The 22698-nt window shown below is 69.5% G+C and carries 21 protein-coding genes; 9 read left to right on the top strand and 12 right to left on the bottom strand.

Annotation, left to right across the window (positions count from 1 at the left end):
• Nucleotides 1–362: 362 nt before the first annotated feature.
• Nucleotides 363–980, bottom strand: a complete 618-nt coding sequence (locus MFF40_RS17425) for a TetR family transcriptional regulator (protein ID WP_238261510.1) — start codon at nt 978–980, stop codon at nt 363–365.
• 307 nt (nt 981–1287) lie between these two features.
• On the bottom strand, nt 1288–2064 hold the full coding sequence (gene gloB, locus MFF40_RS17420; RefSeq protein WP_147896471.1) for a hydroxyacylglutathione hydrolase: 777 nt from the start codon (nt 2062–2064) through the stop codon (nt 1288–1290).
• A 179-nt stretch (nt 2065–2243) separates the two neighbouring features.
• On the opposite strand from gloB, the gene MFF40_RS17415 reads away from it, so the two are divergent.
• Nucleotides 2244–2978 carry a methyltransferase domain-containing protein gene (locus tag MFF40_RS17415; RefSeq protein ID WP_147854095.1) on the top strand — a complete coding sequence of 245 codons (735 nt, stop codon included), beginning with the start codon at nt 2244–2246 and terminating at the stop codon, nt 2976–2978.
• 52 nt (nt 2979–3030) lie between these two features.
• A complete protein-coding gene (locus MFF40_RS17410; RefSeq protein WP_147854094.1) occupies nt 3031–3747 on the top strand; it encodes a MarC family protein in 717 nt (238 codons plus the stop codon).
• Between the two features lie 8 nt (nt 3748–3755).
• Here MFF40_RS17410 and MFF40_RS17405 read toward each other — a convergent pair whose 3' ends face one another.
• Nucleotides 3756–4808: a hypothetical protein gene (locus MFF40_RS17405; RefSeq protein ID WP_147896472.1), complete on the bottom strand. Its 1053-nt coding sequence runs from the start codon at nt 4806–4808 to the stop codon at nt 3756–3758.
• Nucleotides 4809–5785: 977 nt separating this feature from the next.
• Between MFF40_RS17405 and MFF40_RS17400 the strand changes: the two genes are divergently transcribed.
• Both MFF40_RS17400 and MFF40_RS17395 read left to right on the top strand, forming a co-directional pair.
• The gene (locus MFF40_RS17400) at nt 5786–6622 is read left to right on the top strand and encodes a nucleotide-binding protein (RefSeq protein ID WP_147854093.1); all 837 of its coding nucleotides are present in this window, start codon (nt 5786–5788) and stop codon (nt 6620–6622) included.
• Nucleotides 6619–7056 (top strand): hypothetical protein, encoded by a 438-nt coding sequence (locus MFF40_RS17395; RefSeq protein ID WP_147854092.1) that lies wholly within the window; start codon nt 6619–6621, stop codon nt 7054–7056. Before MFF40_RS17400 ends, MFF40_RS17395 begins: the two co-directional genes overlap by 4 nt.
• 159 nt (nt 7057–7215) lie before the next feature.
• On the opposite strand, the gene MFF40_RS17390 is transcribed toward MFF40_RS17395, so the two are convergent.
• From MFF40_RS17390 to MFF40_RS17375, 4 genes are all read right to left on the bottom strand, one after another.
• Nucleotides 7216–8259, bottom strand: coding sequence for a cytochrome-c peroxidase (locus MFF40_RS17390; protein WP_147896474.1), 1044 nt, complete (start codon nt 8257–8259; stop codon nt 7216–7218).
• Nucleotides 8260–8404: 145 nt separating this feature from the next.
• Nucleotides 8405–10465 (bottom strand): penicillin-binding protein 1C, encoded by a 2061-nt coding sequence (gene pbpC / locus MFF40_RS17385; RefSeq protein WP_187278038.1) that lies wholly within the window; start codon nt 10463–10465, stop codon nt 8405–8407.
• 153 nt (nt 10466–10618) lie between these two features.
• A complete protein-coding gene (locus MFF40_RS17380) occupies nt 10619–10837 on the bottom strand; it encodes a hypothetical protein (protein ID WP_147855829.1) in 219 nt (72 codons plus the stop codon).
• Between the two features lie 151 nt (nt 10838–10988).
• Nucleotides 10989–14402 (bottom strand): acyl-[ACP]--phospholipid O-acyltransferase, encoded by a 3414-nt coding sequence (locus MFF40_RS17375; protein ID WP_147855830.1) that lies wholly within the window; start codon nt 14400–14402, stop codon nt 10989–10991.
• A gap of 506 nt (nt 14403–14908) precedes the next feature.
• Here MFF40_RS17375 and MFF40_RS17370 point away from each other — a divergent pair.
• Nucleotides 14909–15526 carry a LysE family translocator gene (locus MFF40_RS17370; protein ID WP_147855831.1) on the top strand — a complete coding sequence of 206 codons (618 nt, stop codon included), beginning with the start codon at nt 14909–14911 and terminating at the stop codon, nt 15524–15526.
• A 183-nt stretch (nt 15527–15709) separates the two neighbouring features.
• Here MFF40_RS17370 and MFF40_RS17365 read toward each other — a convergent pair whose 3' ends face one another.
• The gene (locus MFF40_RS17365; protein ID WP_147855832.1) at nt 15710–15970 is read right to left on the bottom strand and encodes a hypothetical protein; all 261 of its coding nucleotides are present in this window, start codon (nt 15968–15970) and stop codon (nt 15710–15712) included.
• Nucleotides 15971–16164: 194 nt separating this feature from the next.
• On the opposite strand from MFF40_RS17365, the gene MFF40_RS17360 reads away from it, so the two are divergent.
• Both MFF40_RS17360 and MFF40_RS17355 read left to right on the top strand, forming a co-directional pair.
• Complete coding sequence (locus MFF40_RS17360; RefSeq protein ID WP_147896477.1) at nt 16165–17184, top strand: SDR family oxidoreductase; 1020 nt, start codon at nt 16165–16167, stop codon at nt 17182–17184.
• Nucleotides 17185–17347: 163 nt separating this feature from the next.
• Nucleotides 17348–18223: an MBL fold metallo-hydrolase gene (locus MFF40_RS17355; RefSeq protein ID WP_147857282.1), complete on the top strand. Its 876-nt coding sequence runs from the start codon at nt 17348–17350 to the stop codon at nt 18221–18223.
• Here the strand turns inward: MFF40_RS17355 and MFF40_RS17350 are convergent.
• The 3 genes from MFF40_RS17350 to nthA are packed head-to-tail and all read right to left on the bottom strand — an operon-like array spanning nt 18211 to nt 19831.
• A complete protein-coding gene (locus MFF40_RS17350) occupies nt 18211–18534 on the bottom strand; it encodes a nitrile hydratase accessory protein (protein WP_147857281.1) in 324 nt (107 codons plus the stop codon). The two genes, MFF40_RS17355 and MFF40_RS17350, sit on opposite strands and share 13 nt — an antisense overlap.
• Complete coding sequence (gene nthB, locus MFF40_RS17345) at nt 18531–19190, bottom strand: nitrile hydratase subunit beta (protein WP_147896478.1); 660 nt, start codon at nt 19188–19190, stop codon at nt 18531–18533. Before nthB ends, MFF40_RS17350 begins: the two co-directional genes overlap by 4 nt.
• On the bottom strand, nt 19187–19831 hold the full coding sequence (nthA, locus tag MFF40_RS17340) for a nitrile hydratase subunit alpha (RefSeq protein WP_147855901.1): 645 nt from the start codon (nt 19829–19831) through the stop codon (nt 19187–19189). The genes nthB and nthA overlap by 4 nt, the downstream gene beginning before the upstream one ends.
• Nucleotides 19832–20031: 200 nt before the next feature.
• Between nthA and MFF40_RS17335 the strand changes: the two genes are divergently transcribed.
• Nucleotides 20032–20721: a sigma-70 family RNA polymerase sigma factor gene (locus tag MFF40_RS17335; protein ID WP_147855902.1), complete on the top strand. Its 690-nt coding sequence runs from the start codon at nt 20032–20034 to the stop codon at nt 20719–20721.
• A gap of 168 nt (nt 20722–20889) precedes the next feature.
• On the top strand, nt 20890–21162 hold the full coding sequence (locus MFF40_RS17330) for a hypothetical protein (RefSeq protein ID WP_147855903.1): 273 nt from the start codon (nt 20890–20892) through the stop codon (nt 21160–21162).
• A 144-nt stretch (nt 21163–21306) separates the two neighbouring features.
• Here MFF40_RS17330 and MFF40_RS17325 read toward each other — a convergent pair whose 3' ends face one another.
• Nucleotides 21307–22698 carry an amidase gene (locus MFF40_RS17325; protein WP_147855904.1) on the bottom strand — a complete coding sequence of 464 codons (1392 nt, stop codon included), beginning with the start codon at nt 22696–22698 and terminating at the stop codon, nt 21307–21309.

The raw sequence follows: 22698 nt of genomic DNA, 5'->3' as shown, positions 1-22698 counted from the left end.
GGTCGGTGCCGGCGCGGGATTCGCCGCTCTGGAATCTGCGCGGCTGTGTGGCCGAAAAGCCTCGTCGCTTCAACCCGATGGACCGTTGCGGACTCGGCCGCGCCGGCCCGGGCCTGACGTTGATGTCGCAAGCCTGGGCGACGAAACGCCAATGCGGCGAGGCTTTTAGGTGCACTGCACCCTGCGCCGCGGGTGCGGCAAAGCTCAGATAACAGATCTGAGATCCTGTCATTTCATCAAATTCGCGATGGCCGAACCGGCCCGGCCGCATCGCCGTGTCATGCCCTGAAACGCGAAAGGCCCGGACGCGATGTCCGGGCCTTTCGATGTGTTGCCGACCAACAATGAGGCGCGGCTCGCGCTCAAAGGATCCCGGACCGGAGAACCCGCTGGATCGCGTGGATGACCGCCCCGAATCGCGCCTCGATCAGGTCGCGCGGCACGTCCGCATCGTGCTGGATCGCGAGCGGATGCGTGAAGCGGTAGCTCGCGTCGAAGATGTAGGCGATCGCCCGCTCCCGATCCCGGGCCGAGAAGATGCCAGAGGTGATGCCCTCTTCGACCACGCGCTCGACGAGACTGCGCAGCCGAACACGATGCCGCCGGGCGATCGGCCGGGCCGACACCGTGGCGTCGAGATGGACCGCGAACAGGTTTGGCTCGTCGAACAGGGCGTCGCGCTGGACCGTGGCGAGGGCGGTGAGCAGCCGCTCGATCTTGTCGTCGGCCGGGTCGGGTGCGTCGGCGATGCCGGCGAGCCGAGCCTCGACCTCTCGGAGCCAGCGCCCTGCCACCGCGTCGAGGAGCGCGTCCTTCGATGGGAAATAGCGGTAGACGTTGGCGTGCGTCATGCCGGCTTCCGCCGCAACGGCCACCACCGTCACGCGCTTGGGCCCGAGACGGGACAGGTGCTCGGTGGCGATGCCGAGCAGCCTCACATCGGCCGCGACCGGCGCGCGGGGACGCGACGGGGTAGCCACTTCGCCGGTGTCGCGGAGCGCGTCACTGGCGGTCGTGTCCGCTAAAGGACCCCTGGTCTTGGCGCTGAGCGCCTCTTCCTTAGCCCCGTCGGATTCTGGCTTGAGGAACGGAAGCGGCAGGCGGGAAGTGGACAGGTGGTAGGGCGAGACGGACCCCCATCAGACCGGCGGAAGCGTCCCGGCGCTTCGCGTTGACGTTACGGCTTCCCCCCGGGAGCCCGTTACTTAGCGGATTGGTACCGCTTGCACAGGGTATGTGTCAGTTCGCCTTGAGAACGCAACAAAATTTTCTTGGTTATCACCGTCTCTAGAAGCGGTCCTTCCACGCACGCAGTGCCACAAACACCGCTTCCGGATCTGTGCCGGCTCCAAGTTCGACTGACTTAGCCAGGACAGGCAGGTTGCTGCGCAGGAACGGATTGGTCGCCCGCTCCGCGCCCATCGTCGTCGGAATCAGGAAGCGCTCCTCGGCTTTCGCGCGCTGGGCCTCCTCCTTGCGCGCCATCAGGTCGCAGTTCTCCGGGTCTGCCGCGAGGGCGAAGCGAGCATTCGACAGGACGTAATCGTGGCCGCTGAACACGCGGGTCTCGTCGGGCAAAGGCTCGAACCGACGCAGGGAGCGCCACAGGGTCTCGGGCGGGCTCTCCATCACCCGGCCGCACCCGAGGGTGAACAGTGTGTCGCCGGAACAGACGATCCTGGCCTCGTCGAACCAGTAGGTGACGTGGTCGGCACAATGGCCGGGGGTCTCCCAGACCTGGGCCCTGAGCCCGCCGACCCGCACGGTGTCGCCCTCGCGCACAGTTTCGTCCACGTCCGGCACCGCGCCGCCCGCCTTGGCGGGGGCCACCACCCGGGCCCCGGTGGCCCGCTTCACCGCCGGGATGCCCTCGATGTGGTCGCCGTGCCGGTGGGTGACGAGGATGTCGGTCAGGCGCCAGCCGGTCTCGTCCAGGGCCTTCAGGACCGGGCCGGCCTCCGGCACGTCGATCGCCGCGCAGGCGCCGGTGGCGGGATCGCGGATCAGGACCCCGATATTGTCGCTGCGGCACAGGAAGGTTCGGATCTCGGTCTCGGCAGCCATCGGTTTCCCTCTCCCGGGGCTGCGACAATGCACCGGCGCGTCGCAGCGCGAAACGTCAGCCGTGAACCGGCGGCGGTCGAGCGGGTTCCTTCGCCGGCGGGACCCATGGCGCTTGCGGCGCGCATCGCGTCTCACCATTGAGGTTGATCATCGTCCCGGGCTCGGTGTCCTGCTCGTCCATGCGTCTCGACGTCAACGGCCTGCGTGCCTTCTATGCCAGCCCCCTGGGGGCCGAGACGCATCGCGTCGTCGCCCGCGCCCTTCACGGGTTCCTGGGCTCGGTCTCGGGCCTGCGGGTCCTCGGGCTGGGCTACGCCACGCCGTATCTCGGTCCGATCCACTGCATCGCCGAGCGGACCCTGGCGTTCATGCCGGCGACGCAGGGGGTGGTGAACTGGCCGGGGACCGGCCGGTCCTGTACGGCCCTGGCCGACCCGACCATGATGCCGCTGCCCGAGGCCGCCATCGACCGCGTCGTCCTGGTCCACGCGCTCGAATCGGTGGAGAGCCCGACGGAACTACTGCAGGAGGTCTGGCGCACCCTCACCCCAGGCGGTCGGATGATCCTGGTGGTGCCCAACCGGCGCGGCGTCTGGGCCCGGCGCGAGGCGACGCCGTTCGGCCACGGCCAGCCCTACAGCCGCTCGCAGCTCGGCCGGCTCATGCGCGACACGCTGTTCTCGCCCGAGGGCTGGGCCGAGACCCTGTACATGCCGCCGGTGCGCTCGCGGCTGATGCTGCGCACAGGTCCCGCCTGGGAGCGGCTCGGCTCAGGCCTGGCCCTACCCTTCGCCGGCCTGCACGTGGTCCACGCGACCAAGCAGCTCTACCGCCCGATCGCGGTGCAGCAGGTGCACCGCGCCCGCCGCCTCGCTCCCGCCCGGGTGCTGGTGCCCGCGCCGTCGCCGGGCTGACGCGCACGACGGGCTGGCCGTCGGAGGTCCGTTGGTCTAGGCGGCGGCCCTGATGAGCATCGATTTCACAATCCAGCAGTTCCTGCTCGCCCTCTCGGGCCTGATCGCGATCGTGAACCCGATCGGCGGGGCCTTCATCTTCGCGCAGGTGACCACCGCCTACAGCCATGCCGAGCGGGTTCTGCTGTCGCGCAAGATCGGCGTCTATGCCGCCCTGGTTATGCTCGGCGCGCTCTGGGCCGGCACGCCGATCCTCAACTTCTTCGGGGTGACCCTGGCGGCCCTGCGGATCGCGGGCGGGCTGGTGGTGATGTCCTCGGCCTGGACCCAGCTCAACCGGCCCGAGGCGCGCGAGGCACGCAAGCAGGCCGAGGCGTCCGGCTCGAAGGATCGCGGGGCGACGACCCTGATCGAGGCGAGCCGCGACCCGGCGCCGGGGCCGCTGGCCGAGATCGCATTCTTCCCGCTGACGCTGCCGTTCACCACTGGGCCCGGCACCATCGCGGTGGCGATCACCCTGGGGGCGAACCGGCCCGCCGCCTACGCGGACCGCTTCGGCTTCTATCTCGGCGTCACCCTGGCGGCTCTCGTCGTGGCGCTCGCGGTGGCGCTGATCTACGCCTCGGCCGACCGGGTGGTGGCGCTGATCGGCCCGGCCCGGGCGCGGGTGACCGGCCGCCTGTTCGCGTTCCTGCTGCTCTGCGTCGGGACCCAGATCCTGATCACCGGCCTGACCGACGTGTTCGCGCCGCTGATTGCGGCGCGCTGATCCGCGCCTCAGATCACCGGCAGGGCGTCGAGCCCGCCGAACAGGGCCGCGTGGCCCGCGTAGTAGAGGAACAGGAACAGCGCGAGGGCGGCCCCGTACCAAGCCGGCGCCAGCACCACGTGGCGGGCGCGCACCGCAATCCGCACGTCGTCGGCCGCAATCGCCAACAGCACGACGATGATCCCGGAATGCCCGATCGCGTCGACCTTGCCGAACTCGAACACCGCCGAGACGAAGATCGCGGCCAGGATGATCGCCGAGGCGCGCCGCACCAGCGGGGTCCAGAGCAGTGCGAAGGCCAGGGTGAACTCGATGACGCCGGCCGCCTGCATGAACAGTTCGGGGGTGGCGCCGAGCGTCATCTGCGGCTTGGCGGCGATCAGCGGTGCGGTCCATTCCGGATAGGCCCACTTCTCGATCGACGCCCACATCAGCGTGATGGCGGCGGTCCAGCGGACGATGTCGAGCGGACGCAGGCCGAACGGCGACAGGTCGAGGCCGCGGCAGATCAGGTAGACGGCCACCCCCAGGAAGATCGGGTAGTCGGCGAGGTGGAACACGCCGTACTGCGCCGTGGCGAAGCTGAACAGGAAGACGATGCCCAGGCCGGTGAGCGGCATGGTCCGCCGCCAGATCAGGCAGGCGGCCAGCGCGAGCTGGAACCACGGGATCCAGGCGACGTCGGTCTTGAGCTCCGGGGTGAGGATGATGCCGCCGAGTTCCCAGAGCGAGACGAAGAAGAAGCCCAGCGTGGCACGGACCAGCAGCTCGGTGTCGGTCCGGACCCGGGTGGTCACGCGATCCAGCGCGTTGAGCAGGGCGCCGCCCAGCGGCGTGCCCTCGGCCAGGCATCCGAACATCAGGCACACCAGGGCCAGCACGGTCAGCCCCTCGAAGTTGGCGCACAGCACCTGCTCGAGGCCCTGGGGCTGCCCGGCGACGTCGTAGGCGCAGAACCATTTGACGTGGGCCTGGGCCTCGCCGGTTGCCGCCAGGCTCGCGACTCCGGCGGTGGCGAGAGCGTATCCGGCTGACGTGCGCTTTGTCTTGATTGCTAGCATCGGAGCCTCACCGGTGCATGTCGACACCGTGGTTACCGCTCTATTTAGATAGGTTAATAGGCTTCTCGCCAATGGTTTATTAACGAATATGAGTGGAAGGTTAACGCTGTGGATTTCAAGCGTTGCTGGTTCCGCGACGGCCTGATCCCGCATCCTGAAACGGCAAGCCGTCCACCGTCCTGAGCTCCACCGGCAACCGCAATCGTGTTCCGGGACGGGATCTGCCGACGCGCCGTGAGCAGCGCGATCATGACGTTCCTCAATGATCAACATCCATCATTCGTGTATTTTCAAATATTTTTACTTCGATGTCGTCTTGATTTGCGCAACAAAAATCAAAGCCGTCAAATATTGAAGTATTATATACCGTGATTTGCTGGCTATCATCGAAGTTGGAAACAATTTTTCAAAAATGAGTCTCCAAATTTGCGATCGATCTTGCGGATAAGCTGTCAACAGTTCGGATTATGGGCTTGCCTCGCGCGCCGCGCTGAGCGAACTCTCGGTCCTGCGCGACGCTGGCCAGACGACGAACGGACGCAGTCCCGCTGCGGCCCTGGGCCGGCAACGGAGTGCAAGGTTTGACGAGGGCAAACATTTCGGGTCCCGACCTGCACGGCGCGATGCCCCGGCGGGGCCACGTCCGGTTCCGCCATCCTGCGGCCTCTGCGCCGGGGCGCTGGCACCGCCGGACATCGGGCGGTGGACGAGCGGTCGGCCGATGCCTGGGCGGACCGGCGGCTTGAGCGTGCCCGGTCCACTCGCCCGCAACCGCGGCCCCGTTCTCCCGCCGTCGCGAGGCCCGTTCACCGCGTCCCAGTCGGCGATCGGCCGCGCGCAGGGGAGCGGCCCGGCTGCCCGCCGGACGAGCCCGGATCGACGATACCGACCCTGAAACCCCTGCAGGACCGTCCCGGCACGGCGCAGCGGCGCCCGCGCGGACACCGACCTGTGCCCATCAAGTCAAGGAGACTCTCATGATCGACGTCACGCAGCTCAAGGTTCCGGCCTGGTACACCCCGTCCGAGCTTCAGGACATCCAGCAGGATCTGCTCGGCCCGGGCAACACCAAGGTCCTGATCCTGTGCCTCGGCGGCAAGGGCGGCGTCGGCAAGACGACCATCGCGTTGCAGATCGCGGATCTCTGCGCCGAGGTCGGGCCGGTCCTGGCGGTCGACACCGACCCGGCCAACCGGCACTTCCACACGGCGCTGATGCGCGAGACCGATCCGGGCAGCCAGAACTTCGTGCCGCGCCGTCCGGGCGTGTCCTGCTTCCGGCAGCGCCTGCGGGCTGAGGACTCCACCGGCCGCGTCGATCCGACCTTGGTCCAGGACCTGATCGAGCGCGTGTCCGACGCGGCCGAGCGCTTCGTCGTGGTGGATTTCCCGGCGGGCGACACCGAGACGACCCGGCGCAGCACCGAGATCATTGTCGAGAGCTGCCGCGAGGAGAAGATTCGCCTCTGCGTGGTCGTGGCCGCCGGCGCCGTCGATCCCACCGCCCTCGACGTGCTCCGGGAGCTCCGTCCGCTGCTGCTCGAATGCGACCGGGCGATCCTCGCTAAGAACACCGCCCAGGCGACCAACTTCGATTATCTGGAGGCCTCCGACGTGGTGCGGCAGCTGCGGGCGCAACCGAACTTCCGCGCCACCGAGATCGAGCGGATCGGCGAGCGCCTGATCGAGGCGCTGCGGATCCAGCACACGACCTGGCTGGAACTAGCGACCACCGCGCCGATGCGCCTGCGCGTCGAGGGCCGGCGCCTGCGGCGCAACTTCCACACGGCCTGGCGCGAGGCCTTCCGTCCGTGAACAACCTCGAGCGGTTCTACCGGACGGTTCACGGCCGGGAGCTCCTGCCTTGGGAGCGCCAGCTCGCCGTGCGCGTCGCGGCCGCCCTCAACACCACCACGGACGACGATTTCGTCGTCCACCTGCTGCTGCTCTACAACGCCACCCACGTCATCAGCGAGATGCACAACGAGCTGGTCGCCGCGCGGGACGCCCTGTTCCAGGGCAACCGGGACCTCGCCCACGACCTCTCGGTCGAAGTGCGGCGCAACACCCGCACGGTCTACGTCCTTCTCGGCGTGATGTCGGCGAGCGTGCTGGCGAGCGTGTGGATCATCGTCAGCCTCGCGAACCTCTCCCACCGCTACGCGGGCATCGAGGCTCGTATCGGCGCCGCGCCGGAAGCGAGCGAGCGGCGCGCGACCGGAGTGCCGCAGCCTGGTCTGGCGCGCTGACGTTCGCGGTCGCGATCCTATGAGGGCTCGGCGTCGGTCGGCACACAACACGATGCGTGTCCGCGGGTTGGGTATCGCCGTAGCGCCAAAGCAGCCCGCGTGTCGTTCCGGGCTCGCCTGCGGCGCCCTGGAATGACGCGGTGATTTACGCTGCCGCCGTCACGGCGCCGGGGCCGCGGTCGTGAACGATGCCGTCGTCAGGTCGGGGGCCGCTTCGGTCGAGAGCGTCTTGAGGAACGCTAGCAAGTCCGCCCGCTCCGTCGCGCTGAGATGCAGCGGCTTGATCGCTCGGGAGCGGCTCGGCCGGTCGATCCCGCCACGGTCGTAGAGGTCGATCACCGCCTCCAGGGTCGCCAGCGAGCCGTCGTGCATGTAGGGGGCCCGGTGGCCGATCTCCCGCAGGGTCGGGGTCTTGAAAGCGTAGCGCAGGGCGACCGATGTGGGCTTGAAGCGGCCTCGACCGATATCGTTGCCGGTGCCGACCCCGATATCGTGGAACGAGTTGTCGGTGAACGACCAGCCGGAATGGCAGCCGGCACAGTCGGCCCGGCCGTTGAACAGGTCGAAACCGCGCTTTGCCGGCTCGGCGATGGCAGCTTCGTCGCCGGCGATCCAGCGGTCGAACGGGCTCGTCCCCGTCACGATCAGGCGCTCGAACGTCGCCAGCGCCGCCTCCAGCCGGTCCCGGGTGATGGCGGGATCGTTGAATGCGGTGGCGAAGGCGGCCGCGTAGCTCGAATCGGCGGACAGCCGGGCGAGCGCGTCGGCCATCGGCAGGTTCATGTTGGACGGCGAGATCATCGGCATCGCCGCGACGGATTCGAGGGTCTTGAACTTGCCGTCCCAGCCCATCGGGCCGTCCTGCCAGGCGATGTTGATCAGCGTCGGCGTGCGCAGGTCCATGTCGCCCTGCATCCGCGTCGCTGCGCGGGCGCGTCCGTCCCCCCAGCCGAGATCCGGGAGATGGCAGGTGGAGCAAGACCGGGTGCCGTCTCCGGACAGGATCGGATCGAAGAACAGCCGCCGGCCCAGGTCGGCCTTGGCGGCCGAGTAGGGGTTCTCGTCCGGGAACGGGATCTCGGCGGGCGGCCGATAGGTCTCACGCCAGCTGGCCCGGCGCGGATCCGCACCGCCGCCGAGTCCGGCCGTCACACCCACCAACCCGAGAAGCCCCGCGATCGCGGCGCCGACCTTCCAAGCCATCACCGACCTCACCGGCCAGCATTAGGCCGGTATTCGTTGATGACCGATGAATCCCGCCATGAAGACTGACATCGTCGAGCGTATTGGTCCGCACATAATGTCGCGTCCCAGCGCCTCTGATCGTCGGCAACGCTGAGGCGCCACTTCACTCCAGGCGGATGGAGACGCTGTCGCTCGCTCCGGTGGCATCGAGAACCGAGATCCGCGCGAACCCGGCGCCGTTCGGGACCCACGCGGCCTGCCGGCGGGGCGTCTGGGTCACCGGCTGGCCATCGACCAGCCAGGTCAGCGGCGGGACGCCGCCAAGCGCCTTGAGGGCGAGGCCCGGACCACCCTCCCCGTGCCCGGCCTGCTCGGCCGCGAGGCCGAGATCGATCCGGGCCCCGTCCGGGGGATAGGCGATCTTGAGGGACGGGCCGGCCGTCTCCGCCCCGTCGCGCCGCAGGCGCCGGAGCGGCGGCGGCAGGCCGCCGGCCCCGGTGGCGCTCAGGGCGTTGCGGGGCTGCGGGACCGGCTCGGGCTCGATCCCGAGGCGCGCGAAGGCATCGAACAGGATCGGGGCCGCGGCGACGCGGCCGATGAGTCCGGGGACCGCGGCGCCGTCGGGCCGCCCGATCCAGACGGCCACGGTGACGTGCCGGTCGAACCCCGCCGCCCAGGCGTCGCGATAGCCGAACGACGTCCCGGTCTTGTAGGCGATGCGGCTCGACAATGCGTTCTCCGGCGGCGGCGTCCCGCGCAGGATGTCGGCGACGTACCATGCCGCCACCGGCTCGGTGACCCGGCGCTCCGCACCCGCTCCCGCGGCTCCCCCGGCCCGGCGCAGGACGTCGGGCACCCCGCCGCCCCGGGCGAGGCCGGCATAGAGCCGGGCGAGGTCGGTGAGCGTGATGCCGAGGCCGCCCAGCGCCACCGGCAGGCCCGGGGCGGCCTCGCGGGGCAGTTGGATCCCGGCGCCGGCCGCCCGCAGACGGGCGATGAAGCGCGCGGGCCCAACCGCCTCCATCAGCGCCACCGCGGGCACGTTCAGCGAGAGCTGCAGGGCGCGCCGCGCCGTGACCGTTCCCTGAAAGGTCAGGTCGAAGTTCTCCGGTGCGTAGCTGGCGGAGAACCGGGCGGGACGGTCTTCCAGCAACGTCTCGGGATGGGCGAGCCCGTCCTCGAAGGCCATGGCGTAGATGAACGGCTTCAGGGCCGAGCCCGGCGAGCGCACCGCCAGGGTCATGTCGATCGCGCCCCGGCGGCTCGGATCCAGGTAGCCGGGGCTGCCGACCTGGGCCAGCACCCGGCCGTCGCGGTTGTCGAGCACGACGATAGCTGCCGAGAGGGCCGGTCCGGTCGCGGCGGCGCGCTCGGCGGCCAGGTCTTCGAGGCGCGCTTGCAGCCGCCCGTCGATGGACAGGCGGATCACCGCCGTCCCGGGCTCGGCCGCGACCGCCTCCTCGGCGGCGTGGGCGGCCAGCATCGGGAATGGCTTGCGCCCGGCCGGTATCGGCTCGGCCTTGGCGGCGGCGGCCTCGGCCATGCTGATCAGCCCCCGCCCGGCCACCCGATCCAGCACCCGGTCGCGGGCGGCCCGGGCGCGCCCCGGGAAGCGGTCCGGCCGGCGGGTCTCCGGGGATTGCGGCAGGGCGACGAGCAAGGCCGCCTGGGCTGCCGTCAGCCGCGCCGGCTCGCGCCCGAAATAGGCCAGGCTCGCCGCCCGGACGCCCTCGAGGGGACCGCCATAGGGGGCGAGCGCCAGGTAGAGGTCGAGCAGCGCCGCCTTGCCGAGCTGCCGCTCCAGCGCCACCGCCCGGACCATCTGGCGGAGCTTGGCCTCCAGCGAACGCCCGTGGCGCGGCTCGACCAGGCGGGCGACCTGCATCGACAGGGTCGAGCCCCCCGACAGGATCCGGCCATGCCCCAGCCATTGGCCGGCGGCCCGCAGGATCGCCACCGGATCGACGCCGGGATGGGTCTCGAAGCGCCGGTCCTCGTAGGCGAGCAGCATCGCCCGGTAGCGCGGATCGACGGTCGCAGCTCTGGCCGGAAGCCGCCAGCGGCCGTCCGCGGTGGCGAAGGGGCGCAGCAGCGTGTCGGCCCGGTCGAGCACGACGGTGGAGCGTGCCGAGGCCGCCGCCAGGTCGAGGGGCGGCAGCGAAACGGCGTAGTGCCAGACCAGCCCGGCGCCGGCCATGACGAGCCCGGCCAGAAGCGCCGCCATCGCGAGGCCCCTGCGCACCGCACGGCGAAGCCGGGACGCGGCGGCCGCGCCGGGATCGGGCCCTTGGTGCGGCACGCATCCTCCAGATCCCGGGTCTACCAGAGCGCACAGATTCACCGATCCGCCGCGGCAGGCAAGGCCCGGGGCGCCGGCTCAGCCGATGCCGACGCCGCGCAGATCCGGGAAGGCCGGCCGGCCCGCCTGGGCCAGGTGGAGCGGGAACGGCACGACGTTGGACGACAGCATGACGGGCTCGATCGCGATGTTCTGCGGCGCGGGCTTGCGCGCCTTGCCGAGCTTGGCCCAGCGTTCGAGACGCCTGAAATAGGCCCGCCGCGTCAGCCAGATCGGAAATCGCTTGCCCTTGTGCATGATCAACCCCTCGTCGACACGCGCCTGAATCGCGAATTCCAGTCCATGATTCTCGATCACTGAAGATTGATCGAATCATGACTGTATTCGTGATACCATGCCAACGTGTCGCTGCACGCATCCCCCGTTTGGGGGACGCGGCGCGACAGGGTCAGGCCGCCGCCGTTTCCTTCGCTCGCTCGTGCGCGAGCTTGACCACCGAGACCTGATCGACCTTGCCGCTGCCCAGCATCGGGATCGCGTCCAGCACCACCACCTCGGCGGGGATCGCTACGTCGGAGGCGCCACGCTCCTTGGCGAAGCTCTGGTAGGCGGGGCGCGTCGCGCCCTTCTCCTGGGTGAACAGCACCAGCCGCTCGCCCTTGCGCGCGTCCGGCACCGCCGCGACCGCGCTCGGCTGGTTCGGCCAGAGTTCGGCGGCGAGCGCCTCGATGCCGGCGAGCGAAACCATCTCGCCGGCGATCTTGGCGAAGCGCTTGGCCCGGCCCTTGATCGTCACGAAGCCCATGGCGTCGATCGCCACGATGTCGCCGGTGTCGTGCCAGCCGCCCGGCGGCGGCTCCAGCACGCCGGGTTTTTCCGCCCGCAGGTAGCCCAGCATGATGTTGGGTCCCCGAACCGACAGGCGTCCGGCATCGTCGATTCCGGGCACCGGCTCCAGGCGGGTCTCGATCCCGGGCAGGATCCGCCCGACCGTGCCGAATCGGTTGAACATCGGCGTGTTGAGGGCGACCACCGGCCCGCATTCGGTGACGCCGTAGCCTTCCAGGATGCGCAGGCCGAACTTCTCGCCCCAGGTCTTGCGGGTCGTTTCCTTCACGGCCTCGGCCCCGGCCACGACGTAGCGCAGCGAGCGCAAGTCGTAGGCGTGCGCGGCCCGGGCGTAGCCGGCGAGGAACGTGTCGGTGCCGAACAGGACCGTGCTGTTGGAGCCGTAGATCAGCTCCGGGACGATCCGATAGTGCAGCGGCGACGGGTAGAGATAGACCGGCACCCCCGAGACCAGGGGCAGGACCAGCCCGGCGGTCAGCCCGAAGGCGTGGAACACCGGGAGCACGTTGAACACCTTGTCGGTCGGCCCGAAATCGATCCGGGCCGCCACCTGGGCCACGTTGGCGAGCATGCAGCGGTTGGCCAGCACCACGCCCTTGGGCGTACCCTCGCTGCCCGAGGTGAAGAGGACCGCGGCCGGATCCTCGCCCGTGCGCCGTACCAGAGGTTTGCGCCCGGCCAGCAGGGCGCGGATCTTGTCCGGCGTCGTGACGGTGGCGCGCACGTCCTCCAGGTAGATCAGTTCGACCTGTCCCTTGATCGCCTCTATCAGGCTGCCGAGCCGTCCTTTCTCGATGAAGGCCCGGGAGGTGAGGATCTTGTCGACCTGCGCCGCCCGGCACGCCGAGAGCACGTTGGCCGCGCCGGCGGAGAAGTTGATCATCGCCGGCACCCGGCCCGCAGAGGCCAGGGCGAACAGGGTCACGGCCGCGCCGTTGGCGTTGGGCAGCATCACGCCGATCCGGCCGCCTTCCGGGGCGAGCGACATCAGCTTGCGGCCGAGCACGTTCGCGCCGAGGACGAGGCGGCTGTAGGACAGGCGGCCGGTGACCGGGTCCTCGACGGCGGTGCGGCGCCAACCGTGGCGGTCCCCGGCGTCGATCAGCGCTGCCATCAGGCCCCGGTCGGTGTCGGCGGTGCGGAACAGCAGGTCGGACATGATGCCGTAGAGCGCCGCCCCGGCCGCCTGGCGCCGGGCCTTGCCGCGCAGCGCCGGGTCCACGGTGAGGCGCACCGGCGGCAGCAGCGTCACGGTCACCTTGGGCCACCAGCGATGGCGGACCTGCCCGCGGGACAGGCGCGAGAACGCGGTACGCTCCAGCCCGTCGATCTTCACCGGCACCACCATGGCACCCGACTTGTCGGCGATCAGCCCGGCGCCGTCGTAGACCTTCATCAGGCTGCCGGTGACGGTGAGCCGGCCCTCGGGGAAGATGATCAGCGTTTCACCGCTCTTGACCGCGTTGATCAGCGTCCGGGTGGCGAGCGGCCGGGTCGGGTCGAGGGGCATCGCCCTGGTCACCCGCAGGAACGGCCGCACCCACCAGCGCTGCGCGATCCCGCTGTCCACCGCGAAGACCGGCTCCTGATCGAGCAGCGACAGCGCCAGCGGCGCGTCGAGGAACGAGACGTGGTTGAGCGCCAGGATGCAGTTCGGCCCGGCCGCCGCGACGTTGTCGAGCCCGCGGACCTCCAGCCGGTAGAAGGCCCGGAACAGGATCGAGAGCGCGTCGCGGAACGGGCTGGTCGGCAGGGTCGCGAACACCACGGCGCCGACGATCAGGTTCAGCACGCCCACGAGCGCGAGTAGGCTCGCACTCGACAGGCCCGCACCCTGCAGGGCCGCCAGCGCCAGGGTGCCGGCCACCATGAACGCCGCGGTCACGACGTTGACCGCCCCGATGATGCGCGCCCGCATCGCCTTCTCGGTCCAGGCCTGCACGGCCGCGAAGGATGGGACGATGTAAAGGCCGCCCGACACGGCGAGGCCGAGGAAGCCGATCGCAGTGCGCAGGCCGTACCCGGTCTGCAGGAAGTCGGAAGGTCCGATCGCCTCTGCGGGCGGCGGCGGCAGGTGTCCGATCGTCCAGGCGAGGTCGAGGCCGAACAGTCCCATCAGTACCGCGCCGACCGGCGTCGGCAGGAGCACGATCCGGCCGCTGGCGAGCCAGGAGGCGAGCCCCGATCCCACCGCGATGCCGACGGAGAACAGCGCCAGCAGCAGGGTGATCACGGTCTCGGTGCCGTTGAAGGCGTCGCGCACCAGGACCGGCAGGAGCGACAGCACCACGACTCCGACCAGCCAGAACCAGCTCACCGTCAGGGAGCCGCGCCACAGGCGCGTGTCGGCCCAGAGGTCGCGCAGCAGCGAGGCCGTCGAGCGCGCCACGTTGCGATCGACGTGCAGGTCCGGTGCCCCCTCCCCGGTCGGCGGGATCATCCGGGCCGAGAGCCAGCACAGGACCGCGAAGCCCATCACCAGGGCACCGAACACCAGGCCGGAGCCGCCCATCGCCGAGGCCGCGCCGGCCGCGATGGTGCCGAGCAGGATCGCCAGGAAGGTCGCTGCCTCGACCAGCGCGTTGCCGGCCGGCAGCTCCTCGCGGCGCAGGTGGTCCGGCAGGATCCCGTACTTGATCGGGCCGAACAGGGCCGCGATCGTCCCGAACAGGCCCAGCGCCACGAACAATACCGGTACCGAGTGCAGCAGGAAGCCGAGCACCGCGGTGCCGGCCGCGAAGATCTCGGCGAACTTGAGCCGGCGGGCCATCAGCGCCTTGTCGTACCGGTCGGCCCATTGCCCGCCCAGGCCCGACAGAATGAAGAACGGCCCGATGAACACCGCGCTCGCCAAGGTGACCAGGACGCCGGCATGGGCATCCGCCTGCCCGCCGATCCCGAACAGGATCAGGAAGGCCAGCGCGTTCTTGAGGAAATTGTCGTTGAACGCCGAGAAGAACTGGCACCAGAACAGCGGCGCGAAGCGCCGGGCACTCATCAGGGAACGGAACATGGCGATCTCTCGGTTCCGAACCTGACTGGCCCACTCGATGCGTCGAGGTCAAATCGGACCTGCGTCACGCGGTGGTTGCGGGGCCGCCATACACCGTTTCGCGCGTCATTCCGACGATGTCGTCCTTACGCGCGCAAGGAAACGACCCGGTGATGCGCGATGGTTCGGGGATCGTGGGCTGCCCCGGGTTGCGCCGCTGCGCGTGTAAGGACGGTCAAGCCACGGCCAACCTGGCCCGCGGACATCGGGTGTGCGCCCTCAACCACAGGCGATGCGCGAGCAGCCGCGCGGGAGGTGCTTTGACCGCGCGGCCAACCTGAGGATTATTCCGGACATCTCCGTTCCCTCGCCTCGGCTATCTGTGGCGCACAACCGAGTGCCGTGAGCGATCTTAGGGCGCCCGACTCAAGACATTCCCGAACAAGCGCAGCTCCGGGATCTTGAAAAAGACAGTCCGGTATGAACTCCTGTCGCTGGCTGCCCGCCATCACCTCTGCGAGGTCACCATGACCGAACTGCTCGCCGTCATCACCATTACCATTCTGGCCGTGATAAGTCCCGGCCCCGACTTCGCGATGGTGACGCGGAACAGTCTTTTGCTATCGCGCCGCGCGGGATTGCTGACGGCGCTGGGCATCGGCGCGGGCGTATTGGTGCATGTCACCTATACGATCCTCGGCGTCGGCATACTGATCCAGCAATCCATCTGGTTGTTCAATGCGCTCAAGCTGGTCGGCGCAGCCTATCTCATCTGGCTCGGTATCAAGATGCTGCGCGCCGTGCCGACCTCGGATGCACCGTCCGCTGCGCCTGTCGTGCCGTCGGATCTTGAGGCGTTGCGCATCGGCTTTCTGACCAACGCACTCAATCCCAAGTGTACGGTCTTCGTGGTCAGCCTGTTCATGCAGGTGGTCCAGCCATCGACGCCGTTGGCGACGCAGATCGGCTATGGTGCCTTCATCTCGGGCGCGCACATCCTGTGGTTTGCGCTGGTCGCCCTGTTCTTCTCCGCGGGGCGTGTCCGGGATCGCCTCCTCGCCGTGCGCCACTGGATCGACCGGGTGTTCGGCGTCTTGCTGGTCGGGTTCGGGCTGTTGCTGGCGCGGTCGAGCGTGGCACGGTGATGGCGTTGAGCGGTCGCTGTCCGGAGCTGCCCTGTTTCTGAGATAGCGGGCGAAAACAGACAGCTCCTTCAGGGTGTTTGCGGCGGCGGATTGTCCCCCTGCCTCACGATGCTTGGTCTTTGCAGAGGTCGTTCTCAGAACAACCCCGTCGTCCCGGCCGCCGATCGCGCTCGCCTCGACTGCTCAAACCTTCCGGACGGTCCGGCCGTGCCTGTCGGCGAGCCTGCTGACCTGGCGTTCCATCAGGTTCCGCAGCGACGCGCCGACATCGTAGGACCAGGCGATGTAGGCCGCGATCGTCGCGCTCACCACCATCACGGCGCTGGCCGCGCAGATCGGCACCGCCAGCAACAAGGTCAGGACCAGGCCGACCGACATCCGCTCGCCGAGCGAGGCTTGCGGCCAAGGATCGATCGGTAGGGAGAACCGTCGTCCGTATCGCATGGCTGCGATCCTCGAAGGCCGGTCGCGCTGCGATGGCGCGCGACTACGCAGGATCAACAGCGCTCGGTGTCGGATGTTGCGCGCCGGGTTCCAAAAAGACCGGCGGCCGTGACGTTCCGGCACGGCGGTGCGGCGCAACCGTGGGCGTCGGCACCCGTTGCCGCTGCGATTTTCTCCACTCAGGCGAGGCCAGTATGGCACGGGTTGCAGTCGTTACCGGAGGGACCGCCGGAATCGGGCTCGCGACCGCGCATCGCTTCGCCGCCGGCGGATGGTCGGTGGCGGTGGTGGCGCGCGATCCCGCGCGGGTCGCCGCCGCCGAGCGAGCGCTTGCCGCCTACGGCCAGCCGGTCCTGGCGATCGCGGCCGACGTCGCCGATCCCGAGGCCGTCGATGCGGCCGCCGCCCGGATCGAGGCTGAACTCGGCCCAATCCGCGCCTGGGTGAACAATGCCATGGCGACCGTGGTGAACCCGGCCGACCAGATCACGCCGGACGAGTACCGGCGGGTCACCGAGACCACCTACCTGAGCCAGGTCTACGGTACGCTCGCGGCGCTCCGCTACATGAAGCGGCGCAACCGCGGCGCGATCATCCAGGTTTCCTCGGGGCTGGCGATCCGGGCGGCACCGCTCCAAGCGCCCTATTGCGCGGCCAAGTTCGCCGTCTCCGGCTTCACCGACGCCCTGCGGTGCGAACTGCTCCACGACAACGTCGCCGTCAGCCTCAGCGTGGTCTACCTGCCGGCCGTCAACACGCCGCAGTTCAACTGGGCGCGCAACCGCACCGGCCATCGCCAGTATGCCCCGGATCCGGTGTTCGATCCGCGGCTCTGCGCGGAGGCGATCGTGTACGCCGCCGAACATCCGCGCCGGGAGGTCTGGGTCGGGCGCTCGTCGATGATGATGGCCGCCGCGCAGGCGCTCGCCCCCACGCTGGCGGACCGCAAGGCTGCCACGATGTGGTCGGCTCAGCTGTCCGACACGACGATTCCGGACATGACGGGCAACCTGTTCGATCCGGTGCCCGGCGATGTCGGCATCGATGGGCGGTTCAACGACCGGATGAAATCGACCCGCAGCGAGTTCGTGACCAGCCGCACCCGCGACGCGGTGGTCGGTGGCCTGGCCGGGCTGGCGCTGCTGGGCCTCGCCGGCGCCGCCTTGGCGACCAGTCGGTCGCGGCGGGCTGCGCTACCCGACCGGACTCGCTAGACACGGTCTGGTTTCAAAAGGTCTGAGACCTTTTGCGGGTGCAGGGCAGTGCCCTGCGGTGGAGCTTCGCTCTGGATACTCAGGGGCACCGCCCCCGAACACCGCCAAAGGGCGATGCCCTTTGGAACCCCCCGGGATCATTCGCTAGGAGAGGCTTGAGACGATGCCCGGCTACCTGCCCTTCGCGGGCGCCCTGAATCTGCCCGCCTACACCTGCGACAATTGTGGGTTCTGGCAGCGCCATTTCGAGGCGCCCCCGTCCTGCCCGATGTGCCTCGACGCACGCCACGTGGTCCCGCAAGACGGCTGGCGGTTCCGCACCACCCGGGAGGCGCAGGACGCTTTTCCCTGCCACTGGCAGGAGCTGGAGCCCGGCGTGTGGCGATTCTGGAACGAGCCCGTCTCCGGCATCGGCCCCTCCGCCTACCTGATCCGGACCGAGAACGGGAACATGGGCTTCGAGGGCTGCCCGGTCTTCAGCGAGGCCGCCCTGGACCAGATCGAGACGCTCGGCGGTATGCAGGTGCTCTCGTCCTCGCACCCGCATGCCTACGGCGCCCTCGTGCAATTGCAGGACCGGTTCGACCCGGAATTGTGCTTGCCCGCGGCCGACTTCACGTGGAGTGCGGCGCTGCAGGTGAGCTGGCCCTACGACGACGTCCTGGAGCCTCTGCCGGGTCTGGAACTGCACCGCACCGCCGGCCATTTCGACGGTCACGCCGTTCTGTTCGACCGGGCGCGGAACATCTGTTTCTGCGGCGACGCGCTGAAGTTCGAGCTGGACCCCGCCGACCCGCGCCGGGCCACGACGATCTCGGCGCACAAGGCCTTCGTCCGCGGCGTGCCGCTTACCGCGAAGGAATTGGAGCGCTACCGCGCAGTCTTCGCACAATTCGAATTCGATCAGACCTGGACGCCCTTCGAAGCGGCGAAGAATTGCGGGCGGCGCGAGGTTCTGGCGCTGATCGACGCGCAATTGGCCGGCCGGCCGCACGCCGCCCCGGTGCCCCTCGACAGCCTCCTGGATCAGGGCCGGTAGAGCGGATCGTTCTCCAAACGGATCGGCTGACCGTGCGGCGTCGCCTCGGCGGCGCGGAGGAACGCCTCGGTCCGCCCCGCCACGCTGTCTGATGGTGCTACCCCGCGCTCCGCCAGGATCGTCTCCAGGGTCGCGAGCCAGGCGCCGTAATCGGCCGCCCGTTCCGGTCCGTCCGCCGGCCGTATCTCCCGGCCGAGCCGCTCGGCCCATTCGGTCCAGGTGAAGAGCCCGGCCTCCTGCAAGGATACCACCAGGGCGAAGACCTGCGCTTCCCAGGGAGCCGCGAAGGCTTTGGGCGACGGGGCGATCACGCCGCCTCCAGGTAGGGTTCGAACGCCGCCACCGTGACGATCCCGCCCGGGTCGCCGCTGTCGCCCCACAGTTCCCGGGCCGTGAAGCTGACGGTGTACAGCCACGTCGGGTTCTCGCCCGCGCCGTAGGCGTTGGTATCGGGATACACGAAGGCGCCGTCGATGCGTTCGATCCGGCCCCGCCGCCCGCGGACGTAGCGCGGCAGCCGCGTATGCCCGGTCGGGTGGACGTTCCGGGCGAGGACGGCGTCGCCGACCGCGAAGCGGGCGGGCGCGGCGGGATCGCGGCTGCTCGGGAAGCCGGCCCGGAAGCGTGCCTCCAACCCGTCCCGGGCGAGCACCCGCGCCACCGGCTTGGCCGACGCGGAGGCCCGACCCGCCGTGATCTCGTCGGGCGTGGCGAGGCCCGCGGCGGAGATCTGCTTCTCCAGGGCCGCCAGCCAGATCTCGTAGTAGCTCGACGCGAGATATTGCGCGGGCGGCAGCGACTCGCGGTTGGCCCGGCTGCCGTCGAGGTTCCAGGCACCGGTGTAGCCCATGGCCATCGCCATCGCGAAGACGCGACGCTCCCACGCGGCGTGAAACACCGGCTCGTCCGGCTCGGGCACCACCGGCCCGAAGCCGTGTGCGCCGCCGAGGTCCTGGGCGCCGTTCATCGCGGCATCTCCGGCGGGGGCGACCCGGGCAGGCCCGTACCGATCATCGCATCGCGGGTGACGAGGGCGGCGAGAGCCTCTTCGGACAGGCCCTCGGTGTCGGCAGGGCGCATCGGGAGGACCATGTAGCGGGTCTCCGCGGTGGAATCCCAAACGGTGATCTGCGTCGTCTCGGGGATGGTGACGCCGAACTCGGCCAGGACGCCGCGCGGATCGATCACCGCCCGCGCCCGATAGGGCGGTGCCTTGTACCAGACCGGCGGCAGGCCCAGCACCGGCCAGGGGTAGCAGGAGCACAGCGTGCACACGACGAGGTTGTGGGTCTCGGGGGTGTTGGCCACCGCAACCATGTGCTCGCCGCCGCGACCGCCGATACCAAGCTCGGCGATCGCCGGGGTGGCGTCGGCCAGCAGCCGGTCCCGGTAATCGGGGTCGACCCACGCGCGGGCCACCACCCGGGCACCCGCATGCGGCCCGACCTTGGTCTCGTAGAGCTCGACCAGGGCGTCGAGGGCGGCGGGCTCGATGTAGCCCTTCTCGGTCAGCAGAGACTCGAGGGCGCGGACCCGCGCCTCGATCGGCGACAGATCGCTGCCGTGCGGGTGCTCATGGTCGTGGGTGTGGTGGTGGTCCTGGCTCATCCCGGTCTCCTGGCGACCTGCATTCTGCATCGTCGCGCGCTCGGCCGCCACAGGGACGGCGCAAAGGCCGTCCTCGGCGTTCAGCAAGTCTGCGTAAATTACCCATTGCTGTCAGGAGCGTTTGGTAACGGTTCAGGATTGCCGAGATACCGAGTTAGAGACATTCCAATATACCAAGACTTCGGCCGCCGGGAACGCGCATGATCGATGATGGATCGAACCCCTCGGGCAGCACCCCGCCTCGCTACGCCACGATCCTCGGCCAGCACCTCGCCCTGCCGATCCGGGACTATTTCCAGGTCGTCGAGCAGGACCCGCTGCCGCCCCAACTCGCCGTCCTCATGGAGCGCTTCGAGGCGGCCGTGGCGGCGCACGGTCAGGTCGTGGCGTTCGACTTCCGCAGCGATATCATCAAGGCGCTCCCGGCGCTGCGCACCTTCGCGCTGTCGCTCGTCGGCGACGTGAGCCGGGCCGACGACCTCGTTCAGGAGACCTTCGTGAAGGCCTGGGCCAACCAGGCCCGGTTCCGGCCGGGGACGAACTTCACCGCCTGGCTGTTCACGATCCTGCGCAACCAGTTCTACTCGGAGCTGCGCAAGAACCGGCGCGAGGTCGAGGACGTGGATGGCACCCACGCGAGCCAGATGACAAGCCTGTCCGACCAGGAGGATGCCAGCACCCTCAAGGTCGTCTGGAAGCGGCTCGGGACCCTCCCGGCGGCACAACGGCAGGCGCTACTCTTGGTCGGCGCCGAGGGCCACACCTACGAGGAGGCCGCGAGCAAGCTCGGCTGCCAGGTCGGCACCGTGAAGAGCCGCGTCAGCCGGGCGCGGTCGTCACTGCTCGATACGCTCGGCGTCGTGGTGTCGGGCCAAGCGCCGGCTGCCTGAGCGCGCGGGTTCGCGCCGTGTCTCGACGGGCCGTACCATAAATGGCCGTGTCACCGTCCGCGCCGACCAAGCCGAGCCGTAAACCCGCCCGGAATGGGCCGGGGTGCTAAGATGACTGCAAGACGTTGCCGTGCATGATCGTTGCGGTCCCATAGGTGGGAATCGCAGATGGCTCCGACATCCCAGGAAGACGACAGCACAGCGCAGTGGTGGCAGGCACACCCCGTGAGCGTTGCGTTCTGCGCCTGCTTCCTCGCTCTCGCTTGCGTGGCGGCGACGTGGTGGCTCGGTCTCCTCGCAGAAGGTCCGGCTCTGATGTCCGGCTTCCTCTGTGTGGTCGTGCTGATCGGCTTTCTGCACGTGTGCTTCCAGCCGCCGATCCGTCTTCTAAAATCGCTCGCGGCCCTGATCGTGTGGATTTGGGGTTGCTTCAACAAGTAATGCGCGACGCCGCTTGGTCCGGCATCACCACTTGAGCACAGGTGCGACTGTGCAGCTTTCACGCATTCTCGCCGCATCGCTCTTTTCCGATGAGCTGGAGAACGAGGCGGCGACGATCGTCCGGACGACCCGACGCCCGGCTCCTCACACCGGCGGGCGGCGCAGATGCCAGTCGGTCGCCCGCTGATAGGCTTGGCCGATCCGTAGCGCCGTCGCCTCGTCGTAACCCCGGCAGACGATCTGCAGCGACAGCGGCAGACCGGCGGCGGTGAACCCGTCGGGCAGTGCCAGGGCGCAGAGGTCGAGGAGGTTCCCGAAGCGGGTGAACCGGGACGGCAGGTGCGTCTCGTCGACCTCGGCGAGGGCTACGGCGGCGCATTCCGTCGTCGGCGTCAGCAGGGCGTCGATCCCATCGAGGGCGGCGGCGTAGGCGAGCTTCATCGCGGTGCGGCGCTGGAGCGTGCCGAGATACTCCTGGGCGGTGACCGTCGCGCCGGCGAGGATCCGGGCCCGCACGGCGTCGCCGAGTTGCGAGGCCGGGTCCTCCGCGAGGGCGCCGTTGACGAAATAGGCCTCGGCGTTGGTGATCCCGCTCATGGCGACGCAGTCGCTGAACCGGAACGGCAGGACGACATCGACGATCTCGGCCCCCTGCCGGGCCAGCAGATCGAGGGCAGCATCGTAGGCCTGCAGCATGTCGGGGGCGACACCGTCGCGCTCGACCGCCGGCATGCGCCCGAGCCGAAGGCCGCGTACGCCGCGGTTGAGGATCGACCAGGGCGCGTCCGGGGCGATCCCCCGGGTCGTGGGATCGAGCGGGTCGGGACCCGAGATGGCTTCGTAGAGGAGCGCGGTGTCCTCGACGGTGCGGGCGAGCGGGCCCGGCGTGTCCAGCGTGGTCGAGAGCGGCACGATTCCCCACGTCGAGACGCGTCCGACCGTCACCTTGAGGCCCGTGAGCCCGCAGAAGGATGCTGGCAGGCGCACCGATCCGCCCGTGTCTGTACCGATGCCCCAGGGAGCCATCCGGGCCGCCACCGCGACGCCGGTACCGCTGCTCGACCCGCCCGGTGTGCGCGGCGTCTCCGGATCCCAGGGGTTCCAGGGCGTGCCGAGATGCTGGTTGGTGCCCCAGCCGCCATAGGCGAACTCCACCGTGTGGGTCTTGCCCAGCACGATCATGCCCTGCGCGATCAGCCGGCGGGCGATAGTCGCGGTGCGCTCCGCCCGGCGCGCCCGGTGGGCGGCCGAGCCGCCCATGGTGATCCGCCCCTCGAGGTCTATCAGGTCCTTAAGCACCACCGGGACGCCGTGAAGCGGCCCGACTGCGTGGCCCGACCGGATCGCCCGGTCGGCGCCCTCGGCGGCCAGGCGTGCATCGGCGGCGAACACCTCCGTGAAGGCCTGGAGCTTCGGCTCCATCTGCTCGATCCGGCCGAGCAGCGCCTCGACCGCGTCGACCGGGGACAAGGACTTCGAACCGATCGCCCGGGCGAGTTCGGCCGCGGACGCATCGACGGGATTCAGGTCTGCCAT

Source organism: Methylobacterium mesophilicum, assembly GCF_022179445.1.
In the GTDB taxonomy this organism is placed as follows: domain Bacteria; phylum Pseudomonadota; class Alphaproteobacteria; order Rhizobiales; family Beijerinckiaceae; genus Methylobacterium; species Methylobacterium mesophilicum.
The sequence above is the reverse complement of the archived record's forward strand: the minus strand, read 5'-3'. Positions and strand labels throughout refer to the sequence as shown.

Bases quoted from the DNA above. Each gene is read 5' to 3' on its own strand.
- MFF40_RS17380 (WP_147855829.1), bottom strand. From the start codon at position 10,837: ATGCACAAGGGCAAGCGATTTCCGATCTGGCTGACGCGGCGGGCCTAT.
- MFF40_RS17365 (WP_147855832.1), bottom strand. From the start codon at position 15,970: ATGCGATACGGACGACGGTTCTCCCTACCGATCGATCCTTGGCCGCAA.
- MFF40_RS17410 (WP_147854094.1), top strand. From the start codon at position 3,031: ATGAGCATCGATTTCACAATCCAGCAGTTCCTGCTCGCCCTCTCGGGC.
- nthA (WP_147855901.1), bottom strand. From the start codon at position 19,831: ATGAGCCAGGACCACCACCACACCCACGACCATGAGCACCCGCACGGC.
- MFF40_RS17370 (WP_147855831.1), top strand. From the start codon at position 14,909: ATGACCGAACTGCTCGCCGTCATCACCATTACCATTCTGGCCGTGATA.
- MFF40_RS17325 (WP_147855904.1), bottom strand. From the start codon at position 22,698: ATGGCAGACCTGAATCCCGTCGATGCGTCCGCGGCCGAACTCGCCCGG.
- MFF40_RS17415 (WP_147854095.1), top strand. From the start codon at position 2,244: ATGCGTCTCGACGTCAACGGCCTGCGTGCCTTCTATGCCAGCCCCCTG.
- MFF40_RS17400 (WP_147854093.1), top strand. From the start codon at position 5,786: ATGATCGACGTCACGCAGCTCAAGGTTCCGGCCTGGTACACCCCGTCC.
- MFF40_RS17405 (WP_147896472.1), bottom strand. From the start codon at position 4,808: ATGCTAGCAATCAAGACAAAGCGCACGTCAGCCGGATACGCTCTCGCC.
- pbpC (WP_187278038.1), bottom strand. From the start codon at position 10,465: ATGGCGGCGCTTCTGGCCGGGCTCGTCATGGCCGGCGCCGGGCTGGTC.
- gloB (WP_147896471.1), bottom strand. From the start codon at position 2,064: ATGGCTGCCGAGACCGAGATCCGAACCTTCCTGTGCCGCAGCGACAAT.
- MFF40_RS17360 (WP_147896477.1), top strand. From the start codon at position 16,165: ATGGCACGGGTTGCAGTCGTTACCGGAGGGACCGCCGGAATCGGGCTC.
- MFF40_RS17375 (WP_147855830.1), bottom strand. From the start codon at position 14,402: ATGTTCCGTTCCCTGATGAGTGCCCGGCGCTTCGCGCCGCTGTTCTGG.
- MFF40_RS17335 (WP_147855902.1), top strand. From the start codon at position 20,032: ATGATCGATGATGGATCGAACCCCTCGGGCAGCACCCCGCCTCGCTAC.
- MFF40_RS17355 (WP_147857282.1), top strand. From the start codon at position 17,348: ATGCCCGGCTACCTGCCCTTCGCGGGCGCCCTGAATCTGCCCGCCTAC.
- MFF40_RS17390 (WP_147896474.1), bottom strand. From the start codon at position 8,259: ATGGCTTGGAAGGTCGGCGCCGCGATCGCGGGGCTTCTCGGGTTGGTG.
- MFF40_RS17330 (WP_147855903.1), top strand. From the start codon at position 20,890: ATGGCTCCGACATCCCAGGAAGACGACAGCACAGCGCAGTGGTGGCAG.
- nthB (WP_147896478.1), bottom strand. From the start codon at position 19,190: ATGAACGGCGCCCAGGACCTCGGCGGCGCACACGGCTTCGGGCCGGTG.